Source organism: Caulobacter sp. 05L422 (assembly GCF_056397765.1).
On record NZ_JBFTOB010000004.1, the window covers coordinates 41,366 to 57,189 of the forward strand.

Annotated in this window: 17 protein-coding genes and 1 pseudogene; 6 read left to right on the top strand and 12 right to left on the bottom strand. The window is 69.7% G+C overall.

The features are described from left to right. Positions 1-23: 23 nt before the first annotated feature. Positions 24-410: an OsmC family protein gene (locus AC1DMQ_RS05535; protein ID WP_477032549.1), complete on the top strand. Its 387-nt coding sequence runs from the start codon at positions 24-26 to the stop codon at positions 408-410. A gap of 131 nt (positions 411-541) precedes the next feature. Here AC1DMQ_RS05535 and ispG read toward each other — a convergent pair whose 3' ends face one another. Further along, positions 542-1,681, bottom strand: coding sequence for a flavodoxin-dependent (E)-4-hydroxy-3-methylbut-2-enyl-diphosphate synthase (gene ispG / locus AC1DMQ_RS05540; RefSeq protein ID WP_477032550.1), 1,140 nt, complete (start codon positions 1,679-1,681; stop codon positions 542-544). 154 nt (positions 1,682-1,835) lie between these two features. Between ispG and AC1DMQ_RS05545 the strand changes: the two genes are divergently transcribed. Beyond that, positions 1,836-2,639: a hypothetical protein gene (locus tag AC1DMQ_RS05545; RefSeq protein WP_477032551.1), complete on the top strand. Its 804-nt coding sequence runs from the start codon at positions 1,836-1,838 to the stop codon at positions 2,637-2,639. 112 nt (positions 2,640-2,751) lie between these two features. Here AC1DMQ_RS05545 and AC1DMQ_RS05550 read toward each other — a convergent pair whose 3' ends face one another. From AC1DMQ_RS05550 to AC1DMQ_RS05560, 3 genes are all read right to left on the bottom strand, one after another. After that, a complete protein-coding gene (locus AC1DMQ_RS05550; protein WP_477032552.1) occupies positions 2,752-3,870 on the bottom strand; it encodes a helix-turn-helix domain-containing protein in 1,119 nt (372 codons plus the stop codon). A 167-nt stretch (positions 3,871-4,037) separates the two neighbouring features. Beyond that, complete coding sequence (gene ptsP, locus AC1DMQ_RS05555) at positions 4,038-6,302, bottom strand: phosphoenolpyruvate--protein phosphotransferase (protein WP_477032553.1); 2,265 nt, start codon at positions 6,300-6,302, stop codon at positions 4,038-4,040. A 239-nt stretch (positions 6,303-6,541) separates the two neighbouring features. Further along, positions 6,542-6,988, bottom strand: a complete 447-nt coding sequence (locus AC1DMQ_RS05560) for a glycine zipper 2TM domain-containing protein (RefSeq protein WP_477032554.1) — start codon at positions 6,986-6,988, stop codon at positions 6,542-6,544. A 118-nt stretch (positions 6,989-7,106) separates the two neighbouring features. On the opposite strand from AC1DMQ_RS05560, the pseudogene AC1DMQ_RS05565 reads away from it, so the two are divergent. Further along, a pseudogene (locus AC1DMQ_RS05565) lies at positions 7,107-7,229 on the top strand (hypothetical protein); the annotation flags it as partial. Here the strand turns inward: AC1DMQ_RS05565 and AC1DMQ_RS05570 are convergent. From AC1DMQ_RS05570 to AC1DMQ_RS05590, 5 genes are all read right to left on the bottom strand, one after another. Beyond that, positions 7,229-8,173 carry a DMT family transporter gene (locus AC1DMQ_RS05570; RefSeq protein WP_477032555.1) on the bottom strand — a complete coding sequence of 315 codons (945 nt, stop codon included), beginning with the start codon at positions 8,171-8,173 and terminating at the stop codon, positions 7,229-7,231. The pseudogene AC1DMQ_RS05565 and the gene AC1DMQ_RS05570 sit on opposite strands and share 1 nt — an antisense overlap. Before the next feature lie 68 nt (positions 8,174-8,241). After that, positions 8,242-8,895: a glutathione S-transferase family protein gene (locus tag AC1DMQ_RS05575; protein WP_477032556.1), complete on the bottom strand. Its 654-nt coding sequence runs from the start codon at positions 8,893-8,895 to the stop codon at positions 8,242-8,244. 98 nt (positions 8,896-8,993) lie between these two features. After that, on the bottom strand, positions 8,994-9,746 hold the full coding sequence (locus AC1DMQ_RS05580; RefSeq protein WP_477032557.1) for a helix-turn-helix domain-containing protein: 753 nt from the start codon (positions 9,744-9,746) through the stop codon (positions 8,994-8,996). Positions 9,747-9,782: 36 nt separating this feature from the next. Then, on the bottom strand, positions 9,783-10,244 hold the full coding sequence (locus tag AC1DMQ_RS05585; protein WP_477032558.1) for a hypothetical protein: 462 nt from the start codon (positions 10,242-10,244) through the stop codon (positions 9,783-9,785). An 87-nt stretch (positions 10,245-10,331) separates the two neighbouring features. Next, positions 10,332-11,579 carry an aspartate kinase gene (locus AC1DMQ_RS05590; protein WP_477032559.1) on the bottom strand — a complete coding sequence of 416 codons (1,248 nt, stop codon included), beginning with the start codon at positions 11,577-11,579 and terminating at the stop codon, positions 10,332-10,334. A gap of 182 nt (positions 11,580-11,761) precedes the next feature. Between AC1DMQ_RS05590 and ubiG the strand changes: the two genes are divergently transcribed. From ubiG to AC1DMQ_RS05605, 3 genes are all read left to right on the top strand, one after another. Next, positions 11,762-12,538, top strand: coding sequence for a bifunctional 2-polyprenyl-6-hydroxyphenol methylase/3-demethylubiquinol 3-O-methyltransferase UbiG (ubiG, locus tag AC1DMQ_RS05595; RefSeq protein WP_477032560.1), 777 nt, complete (start codon positions 11,762-11,764; stop codon positions 12,536-12,538). Between the two features lie 168 nt (positions 12,539-12,706). Then, the gene (locus AC1DMQ_RS05600; protein ID WP_477032561.1) at positions 12,707-13,744 is read left to right on the top strand and encodes a glycine zipper 2TM domain-containing protein; all 1,038 of its coding nucleotides are present in this window, start codon (positions 12,707-12,709) and stop codon (positions 13,742-13,744) included. A 148-nt stretch (positions 13,745-13,892) separates the two neighbouring features. Then, a complete protein-coding gene (locus AC1DMQ_RS05605; RefSeq protein ID WP_477032562.1) occupies positions 13,893-14,204 on the top strand; it encodes a glycine zipper 2TM domain-containing protein in 312 nt (103 codons plus the stop codon). Between the two features lie 68 nt (positions 14,205-14,272). Here AC1DMQ_RS05605 and AC1DMQ_RS05610 read toward each other — a convergent pair whose 3' ends face one another. Genes AC1DMQ_RS05610 through grxC form a run of 3 tightly spaced genes read right to left on the bottom strand, consistent with a single transcriptional unit; the run spans position 14,273 to position 15,810 of the window. After that, entirely contained in the window at positions 14,273-14,707 is a 435-nt protein-coding gene (locus tag AC1DMQ_RS05610; protein WP_477032563.1) for a DUF1178 family protein, read from the bottom strand. A gap of 15 nt (positions 14,708-14,722) precedes the next feature. Then, positions 14,723-15,559 (bottom strand): carbon-nitrogen hydrolase family protein, encoded by an 837-nt coding sequence (locus AC1DMQ_RS05615; RefSeq protein ID WP_477032564.1) that lies wholly within the window; start codon positions 15,557-15,559, stop codon positions 14,723-14,725. After that, the gene (gene grxC, locus AC1DMQ_RS05620) at positions 15,556-15,810 is read right to left on the bottom strand and encodes a glutaredoxin 3 (RefSeq protein ID WP_477032565.1); all 255 of its coding nucleotides are present in this window, start codon (positions 15,808-15,810) and stop codon (positions 15,556-15,558) included. Before grxC ends, AC1DMQ_RS05615 begins: the two co-directional genes overlap by 4 nt. Positions 15,811-15,824: the final 14 nt, after the last annotated feature.

Consider the following 15,824-nt stretch of genomic DNA (forward strand, 5'->3'; position numbering starts at 1 on the left):
CAAGTCACTACGAGGAGCCGTCCATGGCCACCGCCACCGTCCGCATCGGCGAAGCCCGCTACGCCACCGCGATCACCACCGGCCGCCACGCCCTGACGGCCGACGAGCCCGAGCGCAACGGCGGGGCCGACGTCGGGCCGGCGCCGTTCGACCTGCTGCTGGCCTCGCTGGGGGCCTGCACGGCCATGACCCTGAAGATGTACGCCGAGCACAAGCAATGGCCGCTGGAGTCGCTGGAGGTCCAACTGCACTACCACGGCGGCGAGACCCCGCCCCGGATCGAGCGCGTGCTGCTTCCGGCGGGTCCGCTGGACGAGGCGCAGCGGGCGCGGCTGGCCGATGTGGCCGAGCGGACGCCGGTGACCCTGGCCATCAAGGGCGGGGTGCCGATCCAGACCTCGCTGGGGTGATCACTTGCCCCCACCTGGCGGCTTCGCCGCCTGTCCGCCCCCATAGGAGGGCGGAGGACGTCGAGCGCGGCTCCTCTTCCCCCCATGGGGGAAGACGGCCGAAGGCCCGTAGGGGGCAAGACTAGCCGCCGCTACTCCGCCGCGATCGCCTCGGCGTCGGCCGCGGCTTTCAGCTGGGCCGCGCGTTGCTCGACCAGCTCGACGATGTGGTCGATCATGCCGTCGTTGGACTGCTTGTGGTCGGGCTTGCCGGCCATGTAGACCATGCCCGAACCCGCGCCGCCGCCGGTGAAGCCCAGGTCGGTCATCAGCGCCTCGCCCGGGCCATTGACCACGCAGCCGATGATCGACAGCGACATCGGCTGGCTGATGTGGGCCAGGCGTTGCTCGAGGGCCTCCACCGTCTTGATGACGTTGAAGCCCTGACGGGCGCACGACGGGCAGGCGATGATGTTGACGCCGCGGTGGCGCAGGCCCAGCGACTTGAGGATGTCGAAGCCGACCTTGATCTCCTCGACCGGGTCGGCGGCCAGCGAAACCCGGATGGTGTCGCCGATGCCGGCCCACAGCATCGAGCCGATGCCGATCGACGACTTGACCGTGCCGGTGCGCAGGGCCCCGGCCTCGGTGACGCCCAGGTGCAGCGGGCAGTCGATGCGCTCGGCCAGCTGGTAGTAGGCCGCCACCGTCATGAACGGGTCGGACGCCTTCACGCTGATCTTGAACTCGTGGAAGTCGTGGTCCTGCAGGATGCGGGCGTGGTTCAGGGCGCTCTCGACCATCGCGTCGGGGCACGGCTCGCCGTACTTTTCCAGCAGTTCGCGCTCCAGCGAGCCGGCGTTGACGCCGATCCGCATCGAGCAGCCGTGGTCGCGGGCCGCCTGGATCACGTCGCGCACGCGGTCGGGCGAACCGATGTTGCCCGGATTGATCCGCAGGCAGGCCGCGCCGGCCTGGGCCGCCTCGATGCCGCGCTTGTAGTGGAAATGGATGTCGGCCACGAGCGGCACGCGGCTCTCGCGGGCGATGGTCTTGAAGGCCGCCGTCGAGTCGGTGTCGGGGCACGAGACGCGGACGATGTCGGCGCCGGCCTCCTCCAGCTGGCGGATCTGCTCCAGCGTCGCGGCGGCGTCGCTGGTCAGGGTGTTGGTCATCGACTGGACGGTGATCGGCGCGTCGCCGCCCACCTCGACATTGCCGACGCGGATCTTCCGCGACTGGCGACGCTCGATCTGGCGCCAGGGACGGAGGTGGGTGTGGTCGGTGGCCATGCGTCCAATCTAAGGGGTTTGGAGCCGGAACCCAAGAGCGTCCCCAAAAGAGCGCGCGCCAAAGAGCGCGCTGGGGCGCAAATGTCGCGGGCGCCATGATCCTGACTCGGGCGGGTGGTCTCTAGACGGTTCCTTGGACGGTTCTGGAGTTTCGATGAGCGGGCGACCGCAGCCGTACGATCCCCTGGTCCCCACGCCGGTCCGACGCCGGCGCGCGACGGCGGACGGCGTCATCGCCGGGGCGCTCAGCGTCGCGGCCCACGGCGCGCTGCTGCTGGCCCTGTGGACGGTGCGCATCCAGCCGCCGATGGCCCCGGAGCCCGATCCGATCGTCGTGGCCCTGTACGAACCGCCCCCGCCTCCGCCCGAACCGCCGAAGCTGGCGCCCGAGCCGGCCGGCGATCCGGCCCCGGCCAAGGTCTCGCCGCCCAAGCTGCCCGTGCGCCCGCCGAAACTGGTCCCGCCGCCGGAGGTCGAGCCCCTGCCCGCCAAGCCCGCCCCCAGGCCGGTGGTGGTCGCCGAGCTGGGCGAGGCCGAGCTGGCCGGCGCGGCCACGGCCGGCAGCGGATCGGGGGCCGGCGGCGTCGGGAGCGGCCCTGGCGGCGGCGGTTGCGACATGGTCCGGCTGCTGCAGGACGCCCTGCGCAAGAACCCCCGCGTCCGCGCCGCCCTGTCCCAGGTCCACCCCGAGGCCGCGGCCAAGGGCAAGGCGGTGCTGGTCTGGAACGGCGACTGGGTGCAGAGCCCGGGCCAGGAGGGCAAGGGCCTGGCGGGCGTGCGCGAGCTGATCATGCTGGAGGTGGCGTTCGCGCCCAAGGCCTGCCGCGACGACCCGATGCGCGGCCTGGTGCTGATCTCGCTCAGTGACGGCCCGGGCGCGCCGCGCCTGGCGCTGGGATCACGGGCCTGGAACTGGTCGGACCTGCTGTTCGCGAAGTCGGGCGGACGACGGGGTTAGGGTCGGCCGGGGACATGCCCTTGAGCGTGTCCCCATCAGCAGGCCGTGCGTGAACCGTGAAGAGTTCAGGACGCGAATGGGGACACGCCCAAGGGCATGTCCCCGGCGGCTATCAGCCCTGCGGCTTGGGCGCCTGCGGCGCGGCCGGCTTGGGCTGCGAGGCCGCCGCGGCCGCGACCGGAGCAACCGGAGCCGTCGTCAGCTTGCCGAGCGAGGCCGTCAGGCCGGGCATGCGGCTGGTCAGGGCGCCGCCGTTGTAGACCTCGAAGGCGCCCGGGTCGGAGACCTCGGCGATCAGGCCGCCGTTGCGCGGGGCGCGGAACGCCTCGCCGGCCGCCATCCAACGGCTGAAATAGATCGCGCCGCCGGCGTCGTGGACGGTCAGCGAGCCCGGCTTGCGGGCCTGCAGGATCAGGCCCGAGGCTTCGGCCGGGGCCGCGCCGTACATCGCGCCCTTGGCCCGGAACGGGGCGCCGACGTTGAACACCTGGTTGGGATCGACGCCGCTCTTGGCCGCTTCGGAGGCGCGGGCCTTGGAGGCGGCGCTGACGGCGTCGGCCGAACCGCCGTTGGCGGCGGCGTCGTCGAGGCCGGGGGTCTTGTAAGGCTCGGGCGTGGTCGATTCGACCGGGGCCGGCAGCGGCGCGCCCAGCGAGACCGAACCCGGCACGGCGTTGGGATCGACCGGCACGGCGGCGGGCGACGACACCGCGGCGGTCGCCTGCTCCTGGGCCACCTGGGCCGGCGGAACGTCCTTGGCGATGGCGCGCTGGGCGACGTTCCACAGCACGATGGCCGCCACAATCAGCACGCCCAGCGCCAGGATCAGGCCCAGGCGCGGATCGCGTTCGTGGCGCACGCCGACCGGGGCGCGCAGCGGCTCGCTGTCGTCGGGCACATCGACCTTGAAACGGGCCACGGCGGCGTCGCCGTCCAGGCCCAGCATCTTGGCGTAGGATTTCACATAGCCGATCGTGAACGGGCGCGAGGGCAGCTCGTCCAGGCGCAGGTCTTCCAGCGCTTCGATGTAGCTGAGGCGGATGCGGGTGGCGTCGGCGACGTCCTGCAGGTTCAGGCCGCGGAACTCGCGGGCCGCGCGCAGGGCCGAACCGATGTCGACGCCGTAGTCGATCGAAGGCTGGTGCGCGACCATCGGCGCGTCTTCGCGCTCGCCGTCGGCGACCAGATGCAAGTGCGAGACCCTGCCCGTATCCAGCGGCATGGCTGCCATGAGACCCCAAATTCGCGTTATCGGAGAATTCAGCCCCCTGGGAGACCAACCCGACAACTTGCCCCACCCGTCCTAGCCGGGATTTGTTAATACTTTATGGTCGATATCAAAGTAAGTCGCCGGATTCAATACACTATAAGGCGGCGCTTGGTTAACCGTGGCCGTGTCTAGATGGCGACGTAAAGCTTGCGCGCCAGGGTTTCGATCTCGCCACGGAGCGATCCGGCCGAGGTCTTCAGCAGGGCCTCGACATTGCGCCGGGCGGCCTCGCGATCGCACGACAGCACCATCTGCTTGACCGGCCCGATGCCGGCCGGCGGCATCGACAGGCGGTCGAAACCCAAGGCCAGCAAGGCGAAAGCCTCCAATGGACGCCCCGCCATCTCGCCGCAGACCGAGACCGGCGTGCCGGTGTCGGCGCAGGCCTGCTGGATGGTCTTCAGCGCGCGCAGGGCGGCCGGCGACAGCGGATCGTAGCGGTCCGAAACCCTGGGATTGCCCCGATCGGCGGCGAACAAGTACTGCATCAGGTCGTTGGTGCCGACCGAAACGAAGTCCGTCATCGGCAATAGCGCGTCGAGATGCCACAGCAGCGAGGGGGCCTCGATCATCGCCCCAACGTCCAGGCGGGCCGGCTCGGGCCGGCCACGCTTCAGGGCCCAGGCGACTTCCTGGTCGACGAAGGCGCGGGCGGCGCGGAACTCGTCCACATTGGCCACCAGCGGGAACATGATCCGCAGCTCGCGGCCCCGCGCGGCCTTGATCAGGGCGCGGATCTGCATGCGCAGCAGGGCCGGCCGGTCCAGGCCCATGCGGATGGCGCGCCAGCCCAAGGCCGGATTGTCCTCGCGCTCCAGCTCCATGTACGGCAGCAGCTTGTCGCCGCCGAGGTCCAAGGTGCGGAAGGTGACCGGCATGCCGTCGGCGGCCTCCAGCACCTTCTCGTAGAGGCTGGTCTGGGCCTCGAGCCGGGGCATCTCCTCGGCGACCATGAACTGGAACTCGGTGCGGAACAGGCCGATGCCCTCCGCGCCCGTCTCGCCCAGGATGTCCAGGTCGACGGCCAGGCCGGCGTTCATCAGCAGGGTGACCTTGTCGCCGTCCTTGGTCACCGCCGGCGTGTCGCGGATCCGGGCGAACTCGGCCTTGCGCTGGGCGCGGACCTCCATCCGGGCCTTCAGCGCCTTGATCACGTCGGCGCGCGGCCGCAGCCAGGCCTCGGCGGTCTCGGCGTCGACCACCACCGGGTCGCCCTCGCTGACCCGGTCGCGCAGGCCGGCCAGGCGGCCGACGCACGGGATGTCCAGGGCCCGGGCCACGATGCCGGCGTGGCTGGCGGCCGAGCCTTCCTCCAGCAGGATGCCCTTGAGCTTGGTGCGGTCGTATTCCAGCAGGTCGGCCGGGCCCAGGTTCCGGGCGATCAGGATCGCGTCCTCGGGCAGCACGCGCACGGCGTGGACGTCGCCCGAAAGGTGGCGCAGCAGCCGGTCGTTCAGGTCTTCCAGGTCGTGCAGGCGCTCGCGCAGATAGGGGTCGCGGGCCTGGCCCAGGCGGGCGCGGTGCTCCGACCTCACACGTTCAACGGCGGCCTCGGCGGTCAGGCCCGAGCGCACGGCTTCCTGCAGCGACCGGTTCCAGCCCCGGTCGTGGGCGAACATCCGGTAGGTCTCGAGAACCTCGTAGCTGGCGCCGACCAGGCCGTGCTGGCCCTCCAGCATCTCGTCGATCTGGGTCTGCAGCGCCTCGATGGCCCATTTCAGCCGGGCCTCCTCGGCCAGGGCGTCGTCGGACAGCAGCTGCTCGGGGGCCACCGGCTGCTCGTGCAGCACGGCCACGCCGTAAGCCAGGCCCTCCGCGAAGCGCGCGCCCTTCAGCCGCTCGGGCTTGTGCGGCGCGATCTCGACGTCCTTGAGCTCGGTCAGGCCCAGCAGTTCGCCGGCGCTGACCATCTCGGCCAGGACCATGGCGATGATCTGCAGGTCCTCGACCTCTTCCTCGTCATAGACCCGCTCGGTGCGGTTCTGGACGACCAGCACGCCGATGGTGCGGCCGCCGCGCAGCAGCGGCACGGCCAGGAAGGCGTGGTACGGATCTTCGCCGGTTTCCGGGCGGTACGAGAACGACGGGTGGCTGGCGGCGTCCGACAGGTTCAGCGGCCGGCCCAGGCGCATGGTCTCGCCGACCAGGCCCTCGCCCGGCTTCATGCGGGTGACATGGACGGCGTCGCGCGACAGGCCTTCGGTGGCGAACAGCTCCAGGTCGCCCGAGGCGCGGCGCAGATAGATCGAGCAGACCTCGGCGACCATCGAGATGGCGATGGTGCGCACCACCATGTCGAGCTTGGCCTGGGCGGGTCCGCCACCGGCCATGGCCTCGCGAATCTGCCGAAGCAGGCTGCGTGGTCCCCGAACAGCGATCCCGGACGCCGCCATGTTTGCGCGCGCACTCCCCACCTTGACCGGTTGGCCATACTGGCCGCCCTTAGGCCATTGGTCCGATACGGCAGGTCCCGACAGAACGCGTCGAAGGTTAAGAAGCCGCATCGCCCTCAGGCGGGCTATAGCAGATTTCGCGCCCCGCACAGCGTTCGCTCGCGGTCAAATCGTGGTTCGCGCACGAAAAAGGCGCCGCCCCCGGAGGGACGGCGCCGGTCGTTTCGGCTGGGAGGCGGTTAGCGGCGCTGGCCGTAGTAGCCGTTCCCATACTGGCCGCCGTCCTGACGGTAGCCGGTGTTGTAGCGGTCGTTGCGACGGTCGCGGCCGTAACCGTTGTTGTACGACTGGCCATGGCCGCTGTTGTAGCCGTAGCCGCTGTTATAGCTCGACCCGTAGCCGTTGCCGTAACGGGTGTCGCGATAGCCGCTGGAATAGCGATGATCGCGATCGTTGTTGCCGGTCGAGGCGCCCAGGGCGGCCCCGGCGACGGCGCCGATCGCGATGCCGCCCTTGTCGCCGTCCGACAGCGCCGCGCCGGCGATGCCGCCGATCAGGGCGCCGATGATGGCGCGTTCGGTCTTGTTGCTCTTGTCGCCGGCGAAGGCGGCCGAGGCGGGCAGGACCAGGGCGCCGGTCACGGCCGCGGCGACGGCGATCTTCGTGAACTTACCAATGGTCTTCATCGCACTTGCTCCTTGAGAGCGTCAGGCCGGAGGAAGTCCGGTTCGGCGCTGTTGGGACCTTTATGAGACTTGGCCTTTGAACCCGATCTGAACGCCGATGTTCAGATTACAGTCATGTTTGGGGGACGGCCGTGCGTCCTTCGAGGCTCGGCTGCGCCTCGCACCTCAGGATGAGGAAATCAGCAGCAAAGCTTCTCATCCTGAGGCGCCCGCGCAGCGGGCCTCGAAGGACGCACGGCGCTACTCCGCCGGATGCCCCTGCGCCTCCGGCCGATGCAGGTGCACCGACCACAGCACGCCGGCCAGCATCAGGACGATGGCGGCGGCCTCCAGCGGCAGCGGCCAGCGGGCCTCGTGCAGGAAGCCGTAGATCAGGGCGAACAGGGTCTCGAAGACGATCAGCTGGCCCGACAGGCTGAGGGGCAGCAGGCGGCTGGCGGCGTTCCACAGACCGTTGCCGATCACCGAGGCGCCAAGGGCGACGGCCAGGCTGACGCCCCAGAACAGCATCCAGGCGTCCAGGACATGCGGCGCTCCGCCCAGGAAGGCCGGAACCACCAGCAGCAGCGACAGCAGGCCGGTGACCACGCCGGTCAGCAGCGACCATTCGTGACTGTTGAAGCGCGGCGTGGCGGCCAGGCGGCGGGCGTTCCAGACGGCGTAGACGGTCCACAGCGCCAGGGCACCGGCGGCGGCCAGCAAACCCAGCACCAGCCGCCCGACGCCCACCCCGCTGGCGGTCTGGAAGGCGGCGACGTTGATGCAGAGCACGCCGGCCGCGACCAGCAGCAGCGGCGCGGCCAGCTTTCGCAGGGCCACGCCCTCCCCCGGTTTCGCCCCCACTAGAGTGATGGTGACCGGCAGCAGGCCGATGATCAGCGAGGCCGGGGCGACGCCGGCGATCTGCACCGACACCGCCAGGCAGATGTAATAGACGATGTTGCCCAGCAGGCTCAGCCCCGCCAGGTCGCGCCAGTCGGCCCAGGTCAGCCGGGCCAGCACCTTGCGCGCGACGGGCGCCAGCAAGGCCGCCGAGGCCAAGCCGTAGCAGAGATAGCGCGCGGCGGTCATCTGCAGCGGCGTGAAGGCGTGGAGCAGCTTGGGCGCCAGGAACACCCCGCCCCAGAACGCCCCCGCGACGAGGCCGCAGAGAAGTCCGATCGCGAGGCGCTGCTGTTGGCTCATGCCTTGGACCTAGCAGAGCCCGCTCCGGGAGGCTTGGCGAAAGCTCCCGGAGATTGGGCGGAACGTCCCTAAGCCGCCGCTGTCGCCTCCGCATACGGCGCCGCCTGGGCCGCCAGGGCGCGGTGGAAGGCCGGGCGGGCCTCGCAGCGGCGGACATAGGCGTCCAGCACCGGGTTCGACGTCACCAGGTCGGTGTTGCGCGGGATGCGCAGGACCGTGGTCATCATCAGGTCGGCGGCCGTGAAGCGGTCGTCCTCCAGGTACTCGCGGCCGTCCAGCCAGGCGGCCAGCCCTTCCAGGCGCTTGACCGCGAAGGCCACCGCGCCGGGGCGACGTTCCTTGGCCCAGGCCTCGTTCGGGTAGAACAGGTCGATATGGATCACGTTCTCCAGCGCCGGCTCGACCGAGTTGAGGGCCGCGAACAGCCAGGTGTTCATCCGCAGCCGCCCCTCGGGGTCCAGCGGCGACAGGGTCGGCGAGCGCTCGGCGATGTGCTGGACGATGGCGCCGGTCTCGAACATCACGAAGTCGCCCTCCTGGAAGTAGGGCACCTGGCCGAACGGCTGCAGGGCGCGATAGGCGGCGGTGTTCTTGTCCTCCTGCTCCAGCAGCCGCGCCTGATAGGGAATGCCCGCTTCCTCCAGCGCCCAACGCACGCGCAGATCGCGCACCAGGCCCTGGGCGAAGGGCGGCACCATGCCGAACGCACTGATCGTGATCATCTCGATGCTCCTCGTTGCGGGCCCCACGGGCCTTCGAGGAGAAGTCGCGCCAGGGCGCGCGATTTCGACAGGGGCTGGGAAAAAATCTGGAGGTCGAGCTAGCGCGAACCGCGCCGCCACGCGGCCGGCGTCACCCCAAGCCGGCTCCGCATGGCCCGGGTCAGGGCGCTCTGGTCGGCGTGGCCGGTGCGCGCGGCGATCTGGGCGATCGACAGGCGGGTGTCGGTCAGCAGGCGCTGGGCCGCGCGCAGGCGGGTGTCGACCAACTGTCCGTGCGGCGAACGGCCGAACGCCGCGGCGAAGCCGGCGAAGAACCGGCTCTGGCTCATGCCGGCCTCGGCCGCCAGGTCGGCGACCGCCAGCGGCCGCGCGAAGTCGCGCTCGATCAGGGCGGCGGCGCGGGCCAGGCGCGGATCCGGTCCCAATCCAGACTCGGGCCCGCCGGCCGCCAGGGCCCGCAGCAGAAGGGGCGCCCACAGGGCCGCCACCTCGTCCTCGACCTCGCGCGCCGCGTCGCCGCAGACGAAGTCCAGCAGGCCGCGCACCGGCGCGTTCACCGGCAGGAAGGCTCGATCCCGCAAGGCTTCGAACGGGGCGATCAGGTCGGCGCCGATATTGGCCACCACGAACAGGTTGTCGCCGTCGGCGGCGAAGGCGTGGCGGGTTCCGCAGCGGACCAGGGCCGCCTGGCCGGCCTGGACCCGGCCGCCGCGTCCGTCGATCTCCATCTCCAGCACGCCCCGGCGCGGCAGGACGATCTGGTCGAAGTCGTCGTGGGCGTGCGGATCGGCATCGGCGCCGTAGCGGCGAAGGGAAAGCTGGGCGGGGCGGCCGTTCAGTCCATGGTCCATCGCCGCCGCCTTCCCTGCCCCTTTGGGCCTATCTCGTCAGCCGTGCCCCGGCATAGCCAGGGGCTCGCTGATCGCTTCCACCAGTTGCTTGGCCTGTTCGACCGCGCCGTCGATGTCGCGCTCGATGAACTCGACCTCGGCGTCCGTCAGAGGATGTGGGGCGGCGATCACCTCGCGCAAATAGGCGCGCTTCTCGGGCTCGGTCATGGTCCACCAGCCGACGGTGTGACCTTCCTCGATCACCGCGTCGCCCATGGCCAGCAGGTCGTCCTCGTCGAAGATCGGCCGGCCGGGCTGTTCGGGGAACCACTGGCCGTCGTCGGGCAGGAACACGTCCAATTGCTTGAGCAGGGCCGCCAGCCACGGGCTGACCAGCAGGGGCTTCTCATAGCCGTCGCCGAACTTGGCCCGCAGCAGCAGGTCGTACAGCAGGTCCAGCCCCGCATCGCCCTGGAAGGTGACGGACTTCGTCTCGGGATCGAAATGGAAGACCGACATGGAGGCTCCTGGAGGGGATTCGAGGCCCTTCATACCGTCAGAACGCGACGTTTCGCTAACGGCGAAACGTCGCCTCCCCCAGCAAGGCTACAGCTGATCCAGCCCGTAGGCCGCGTGCAGGGCGCGAACGGCCAGTTCGGTGTAGGCCGCGTCGATCAGCACGCTGATCTTGATTTCCGAGGTCGAGATGACCTGGATGTTGATGTTCTTCTCGGCCAGGGCCTGGAACATCGACTGGGCCACGCCGGCGTGCGAACGCATGCCCACGCCGATCACCGACACCTTGGCCACGTCCTCGTTGACGGCCACGTCCTCGAAGCCGATTTCCTTCTGGGCGGCGCGGACGATCTCGACGGCACGGACGGCGTCGCGCTTGCCGACCGTGAACTCCATGTTGGCGGTGTCGGCGCTGCGGGCGCGCGACTGCACGATCATGTCGACGTTCACATTGGCGTCAGCCAGGCGGCCGAAGATCTGCGACGACACGCCCGGATGGTCGGGCAGGCCCAGCAGGGTGATCTTGGCCTCGTCGCGGCTATAGGCGACGCCCGAGACGATGCGCTTTTCCATGATTTCTTCCTCGTCGCAGACGATCGTACCTTGGCCCGGGGCTTCGCCCGGCTCGACGAAACTCGACAGCACCCGCACCGGGACGCGATGGGCCATGGCCATCTCGACTGAGCGGGTCTGCAGCACCTTGGCCCCCAGCGAGGCCATTTCCAGCATTTCCTCGTAACTGATCTTGGCCAGCTTGCGGGCCTTGCTCTCGATCCGGGGATCGGTCGTGTAGACGCCGTCGACGTCCGTATAGATGTCGCAGTCGCCCTTGATCGCCGCGGCGATGGCCACGGCGCTGGTGTCCGAGCCGCCCCGGCCCAGGGTGGTGATGCGCTGGTCGGACGTCACGCCCTGGAAGCCGGCGATCACGGCGATCTGGCCGGCCGCGAAACAGGCTTCCAGATTGGCCGGCGGGATGTCCTCGATGCGGGCCCGGCCGTGGGCGTCGTCGGTCAGGATCGGCACCTGCCAGCCCAGGAACGAACGGGCGTTCAGGCCCATGTTGCGCAGGGTCATGGCCAGCAGGCCGGCCGTGACCTGCTCGCCGGACGCCACGACGGCGTCGTACTCGTCGTCGGACTCAGGCAGGCCCTGGGCCGCGCGGCCCGAGCCGTCGGTCCAGGCCACCAGCTCGTTGGTCTTGCCCGACATGGCCGAGACCACCACCGCGACCTGCTTGCCCGTGGCCACTTCGGCCGCGACCAGGCGCGCCACCCGGCGGATGCGCTCCAGGTCGGCCACCGAGGTGCCGCCGAACTTCATCACCAGACGTGACACGCCCTACCCCGTAAAAACCTAAGGTCAATTCTTGCGCCGGGAGCGGACGAACCGCGCCGCTCGCGCAAGGCGTGGTCTTCTAGCGGCGCGGAGGCGCAACGGCAATGTCGCGCAGGTGTCTTTTTCGTCGAGTGTGACGCCATGCCCTGTGCCGCTTGCCACGTCGTTGCTACATGAGGAGCATGAGCCAGTCCGCCGACGCGCCCTCCTCCGCCGGAAACGCCCCCTCTTGGAGCATCGATCCCGCCGACGTGGCGCGGTTCTCGGCCATCGCGGCGGAGTGGTGGGACCCGCACGGCAAGTTCGCGCCGCTGCACGTGTTCAATCCCTGCCGGCTGGGCTTCATCCGCGAGCAGGCGCTCGAGCGGTTCGACCGCGACGGCAATGCGCGCACCCCGTTCGACGGCCTGTCGCTGCTCGACATCGGCTGCGGCGGCGGCCTGCTGAGCGAGCCGATGGCGCGGCTGGGCTTCACCGTCACCGCGATCGACGCCTCGGAGAACAACATCAAGACCGCCGCCGCCCACGCGGCCGAGCAAGGGATCGAGATCGGCTATCGCCCGGCCACCGCCGAACAGCTGCTGGCCGAGGGCGCGGGGCCGTTCGACGTGGTGCTGACCATGGAGGTCATCGAGCACGTGGCCGATCCGGGGGAATTCCTGCGCACCTGCGCCAGGCTGCTGAAGCCCGGCGGCCTGTTGATCGTCGCCACCCTGAACCGCACGCTGAAGGCCCTGGCCCTGGCCAAGATCGGCGCCGAATACGTGCTGCGCTGGGTGCCGCCCGGCACCCACGACTGGAAGCAGTTCCTCAAGCCCGACGAACTGCGGGCCTTCCTCGCGAGCGAGCCCGTCCAGGTGCACGGCCCGTACGGCGTGGCCTACAACCCGCTGACCGGCCGCTGGAGCCGTTCGGTCGACGTCGACATCAACTACATGATGACCGTCACCAAGGACTAGACGCCCCGGAGAAAGCCGCTCCAGAGACAAGACGCAGCGCTCCAGAGACAAAAACGGAACCTGTACCGCTGTCGCGCCTTCTATTGGCCAGGGACACCCTACCAAGGATTGGCGGCTCGTTTTCGGGGGCCAGACGTCGATCCGTTCGTCGGAACGGAGAGAGCTATCATGACTTCCAAGACCACTGTGTGGCTGATGGCCTCGGCCGTCGCCCTGAGCACGGCCGCGCCTGTGCTGGCCCAATCGGCTGACGCCGCCTACCAGCAACGCCTGCAAACCTACGGCGACCAGCGCGCCGCCTATGACGAACGCTCGGCCGACTATCGCGCCCAGCAGAAGGCCTACCAGGCCGAACGCGCCAAGTATGAGCGGGCCCGCGCCGACTACGACCGTCGCTACGGCTCGGGGGCCTACGACCGTCGCTATCCGCAGTACGCCACCCGCTTCGACAGCCCCGGCTATCAGAACAGCTCGGACTATTATCGCGAGCAGACCGCGTTCGATCGCGACCGCCAGGTCTATGAGGACACCCGCCGCGACTACGACCGTCGCAACGGCAACGGCGCCTATGACCGTCGCTATCCGGATCAAGCCCGGCGCTTCAGCGTCAGCGGGAGCGGCTACACCACCAGCAACAGCGACTATCTGAGCCAGCGCGCCCAGTATGAACGCGATCGCGCCGACTACGAGCGGTCGCGCGCCGACTACGACCGTCGCTACGGCTCGGGCTCGTATGACCGTCGCTATCCGGACTACGCCACGCGTTACAGCGCGCCCTACGCCGGCGGCTACGGCGACAACGTCTCGTACAACGAGCCCTGCCGCACCGACGCCAAGAAGAACGCCACCGCCGGCGGCGTGATCGGGGCGCTGGTCGGGGCCGTGGCCGGTTCGAACATCGCCGCCCGCAACGCCAAGCCGGAAGGCACCGTGCTGGGCGCCCTGGTCGGCGCGGGCATCGGCGCCAGCATCGGCAACGCCTCGGCCAAGGGCCGCTGCGACACCGCCGGCCAGTACTGGACCTATGACGACACCGTGCCCTATCGCGAAAGCAGCCGCTATCGCGCCAGCTCCAGCGCCGTCTACGACAACTATTCCAAGCGCTGCCGCCTGGCCCCGGCCGACACCGACTACAACGGCCGCGTCGAGACCCGCTACGTCCGCGTCTGCCCCGACAGCGAGGGCCGCTATCGCGTCCAGGGCTGACCGGCGCCCGACCTGACGCGGAGATGAACGGCGGCGCCGCCGTCGTTTCATCCCCCGTTCAGGTCGGAAAGCCGACACTCATCGAACCCAATCCCAGCTTGGGCGTTTCACCGCTCAAGACATTCAACAGCAATGAAGGGAGCTCGCCATGCGCGCTCAACTTAAGACTCTCGCCGTCGTGGTCGCTCTCGGCTTCACGGCCTCCTCGATCGCCGTCACCGCGGCTGAAGCCCAGAGCCGCCACAAGGTCTGGGTCTGCAAGAGCACCAAGAGCGCTCGCAACAAGGGCACCGTGATCGGCGCCCTGTCGGGCGGCACGCTCGGCGCCGTGGTCGCCGGCAACGGCGCCAAGACCGAAGGCGCGGTGCTGGGCGGCGTGGTCGGCGCGGTCGCCGGCAACCAGATCGCCAAGAAGAATTCCAAGAAGAAGAACTGCCACTACGAGTACCGCTACTACTAAGCGGCTCTGAACGGCACGTCGGGAAAGGGGACGGGAAACCGTCCCCTTTTTCGTGCGCGCTCCCCGGCCTAGTTCACTTCCGTCTTCTTCGGCGGGGGCGGCGGCAGGGGCGCGATCTTGATGCCGTCCTCGACCAGGGCCTTGACCTCCTGGGGCGAGGCCTCGCCGTAGATGCCGCGCTCCTCGGACTTGCCGTCGTGGATGTCGCGCGCCTCCTTGGCGAAGCGGTCGCCGACATAGTCGAAGTTCTCCTCGACCTGGCGGCGGACCTCGCCCATGGCGGTCATCATCATCTCGCGCATGGCGGCGCTGGGCTCGGGCGAGGCCTTCCGCGCCTTGGTCCCGGCCACGGCGGGGGCCATGATCTGCTTGCGCACCGACTTGGAGGCGCACAGCGGGCATTCCAGCAGCCCGCGCGCGGCCTGGTCGTCATAGTCGGACGACGAGCCGAACCAACCCTCGAAGGCGTGGTGGTGGTCGCAAGCGAGCGCGTACTTGATCATGCAGCCTATATGGGGTCAGGGACCCGTGAAGGCACGGGCGTTCTTCAGGGCCGGGATCGCCGCGCGGGCCTTGTCGACGGCCGCGAGGTCGAGGTCGGCGATCAACACGCCCGGCTCGTCGTGGTCAAGTTTCCCGATCACCTCGCCCCAGGGGCCCACGACGATCGAGCGGCCCCAGGTGCCGCGGCCGTCCTCGTGGAAGCCGCCCTGGGCCGCCGCGATCACGAACGAGCCGGTCTCGATGGCCCGGGCCCGCAGCAGGATGTCCCAATGGGCCTCGCCGGTGGGCCGGGTGAAGGCGGCCGGAACAGTCAGGATCTTGGCCCCGCCCAACGCCAGGGCCCGGTGCAGGGCCGGAAAGCGCATGTCGTAGCAGATGGTCAGGCCGAAGGCGCCCAACGGCGTCTCGACCACAGTGGCCCGTTCGCCGGGCTCGTAGGTCGCCGATTCCCGCGCCGTCTCACCGGTCGGCAGGTCGACGTCGAACATGTGCAGCTTGTCGTAGGTCGCCACGATCGCGCCGGTCGGGTCGATCACCGCCTGGCGGTTGGCGGCTTTTCCGTCCTCCCGCTTCACCAGGGCCGAACCGACGTCGATCCAGACGGAAAGCTCGCGGGCCAGGTCGCGCAGGCCGCGCACCACCAGGTCATCGTCCAGCGAGACCAGGGTCGGCAGCAGCTTGGTCCGGTCCTTCTGCAGCACGTTGGTGCATTCGGGCGTCAGGATGAACTGGGCGCCCCGCGCCGCCGCCTCGCGCACCATCGGCGCGACGTGCTCCAGCGCCGCTTCGTGGGTCGCCGGGGTGCGGGTCTGGATCAGGCCGACGCGCAAGGGCGCTTGAAGGGGGGTCATGCGGCCAGAAGCGGGTCCAGCTTGCCCTCGCGCTCCAGGGCGAACATGTCGTCGCAGCCGCCGATGTGCTGCTCGCCGACGAAGATCTGCGGGAAGGTGGTGCGGCCCGAGCGGTCCATCATCTCCTTGCGCAGCGCGGGATCCATGCCCGCCTCGACCTCGGTGAAGTCGGCGCCCTTGTCGTTGAGCAGCTTCAAAGCCCGGGCGCAGTAGCCGCAGAACGGACGGGTGTAGATGGTGACCTTGGCCATGGGGAATCCGTAAC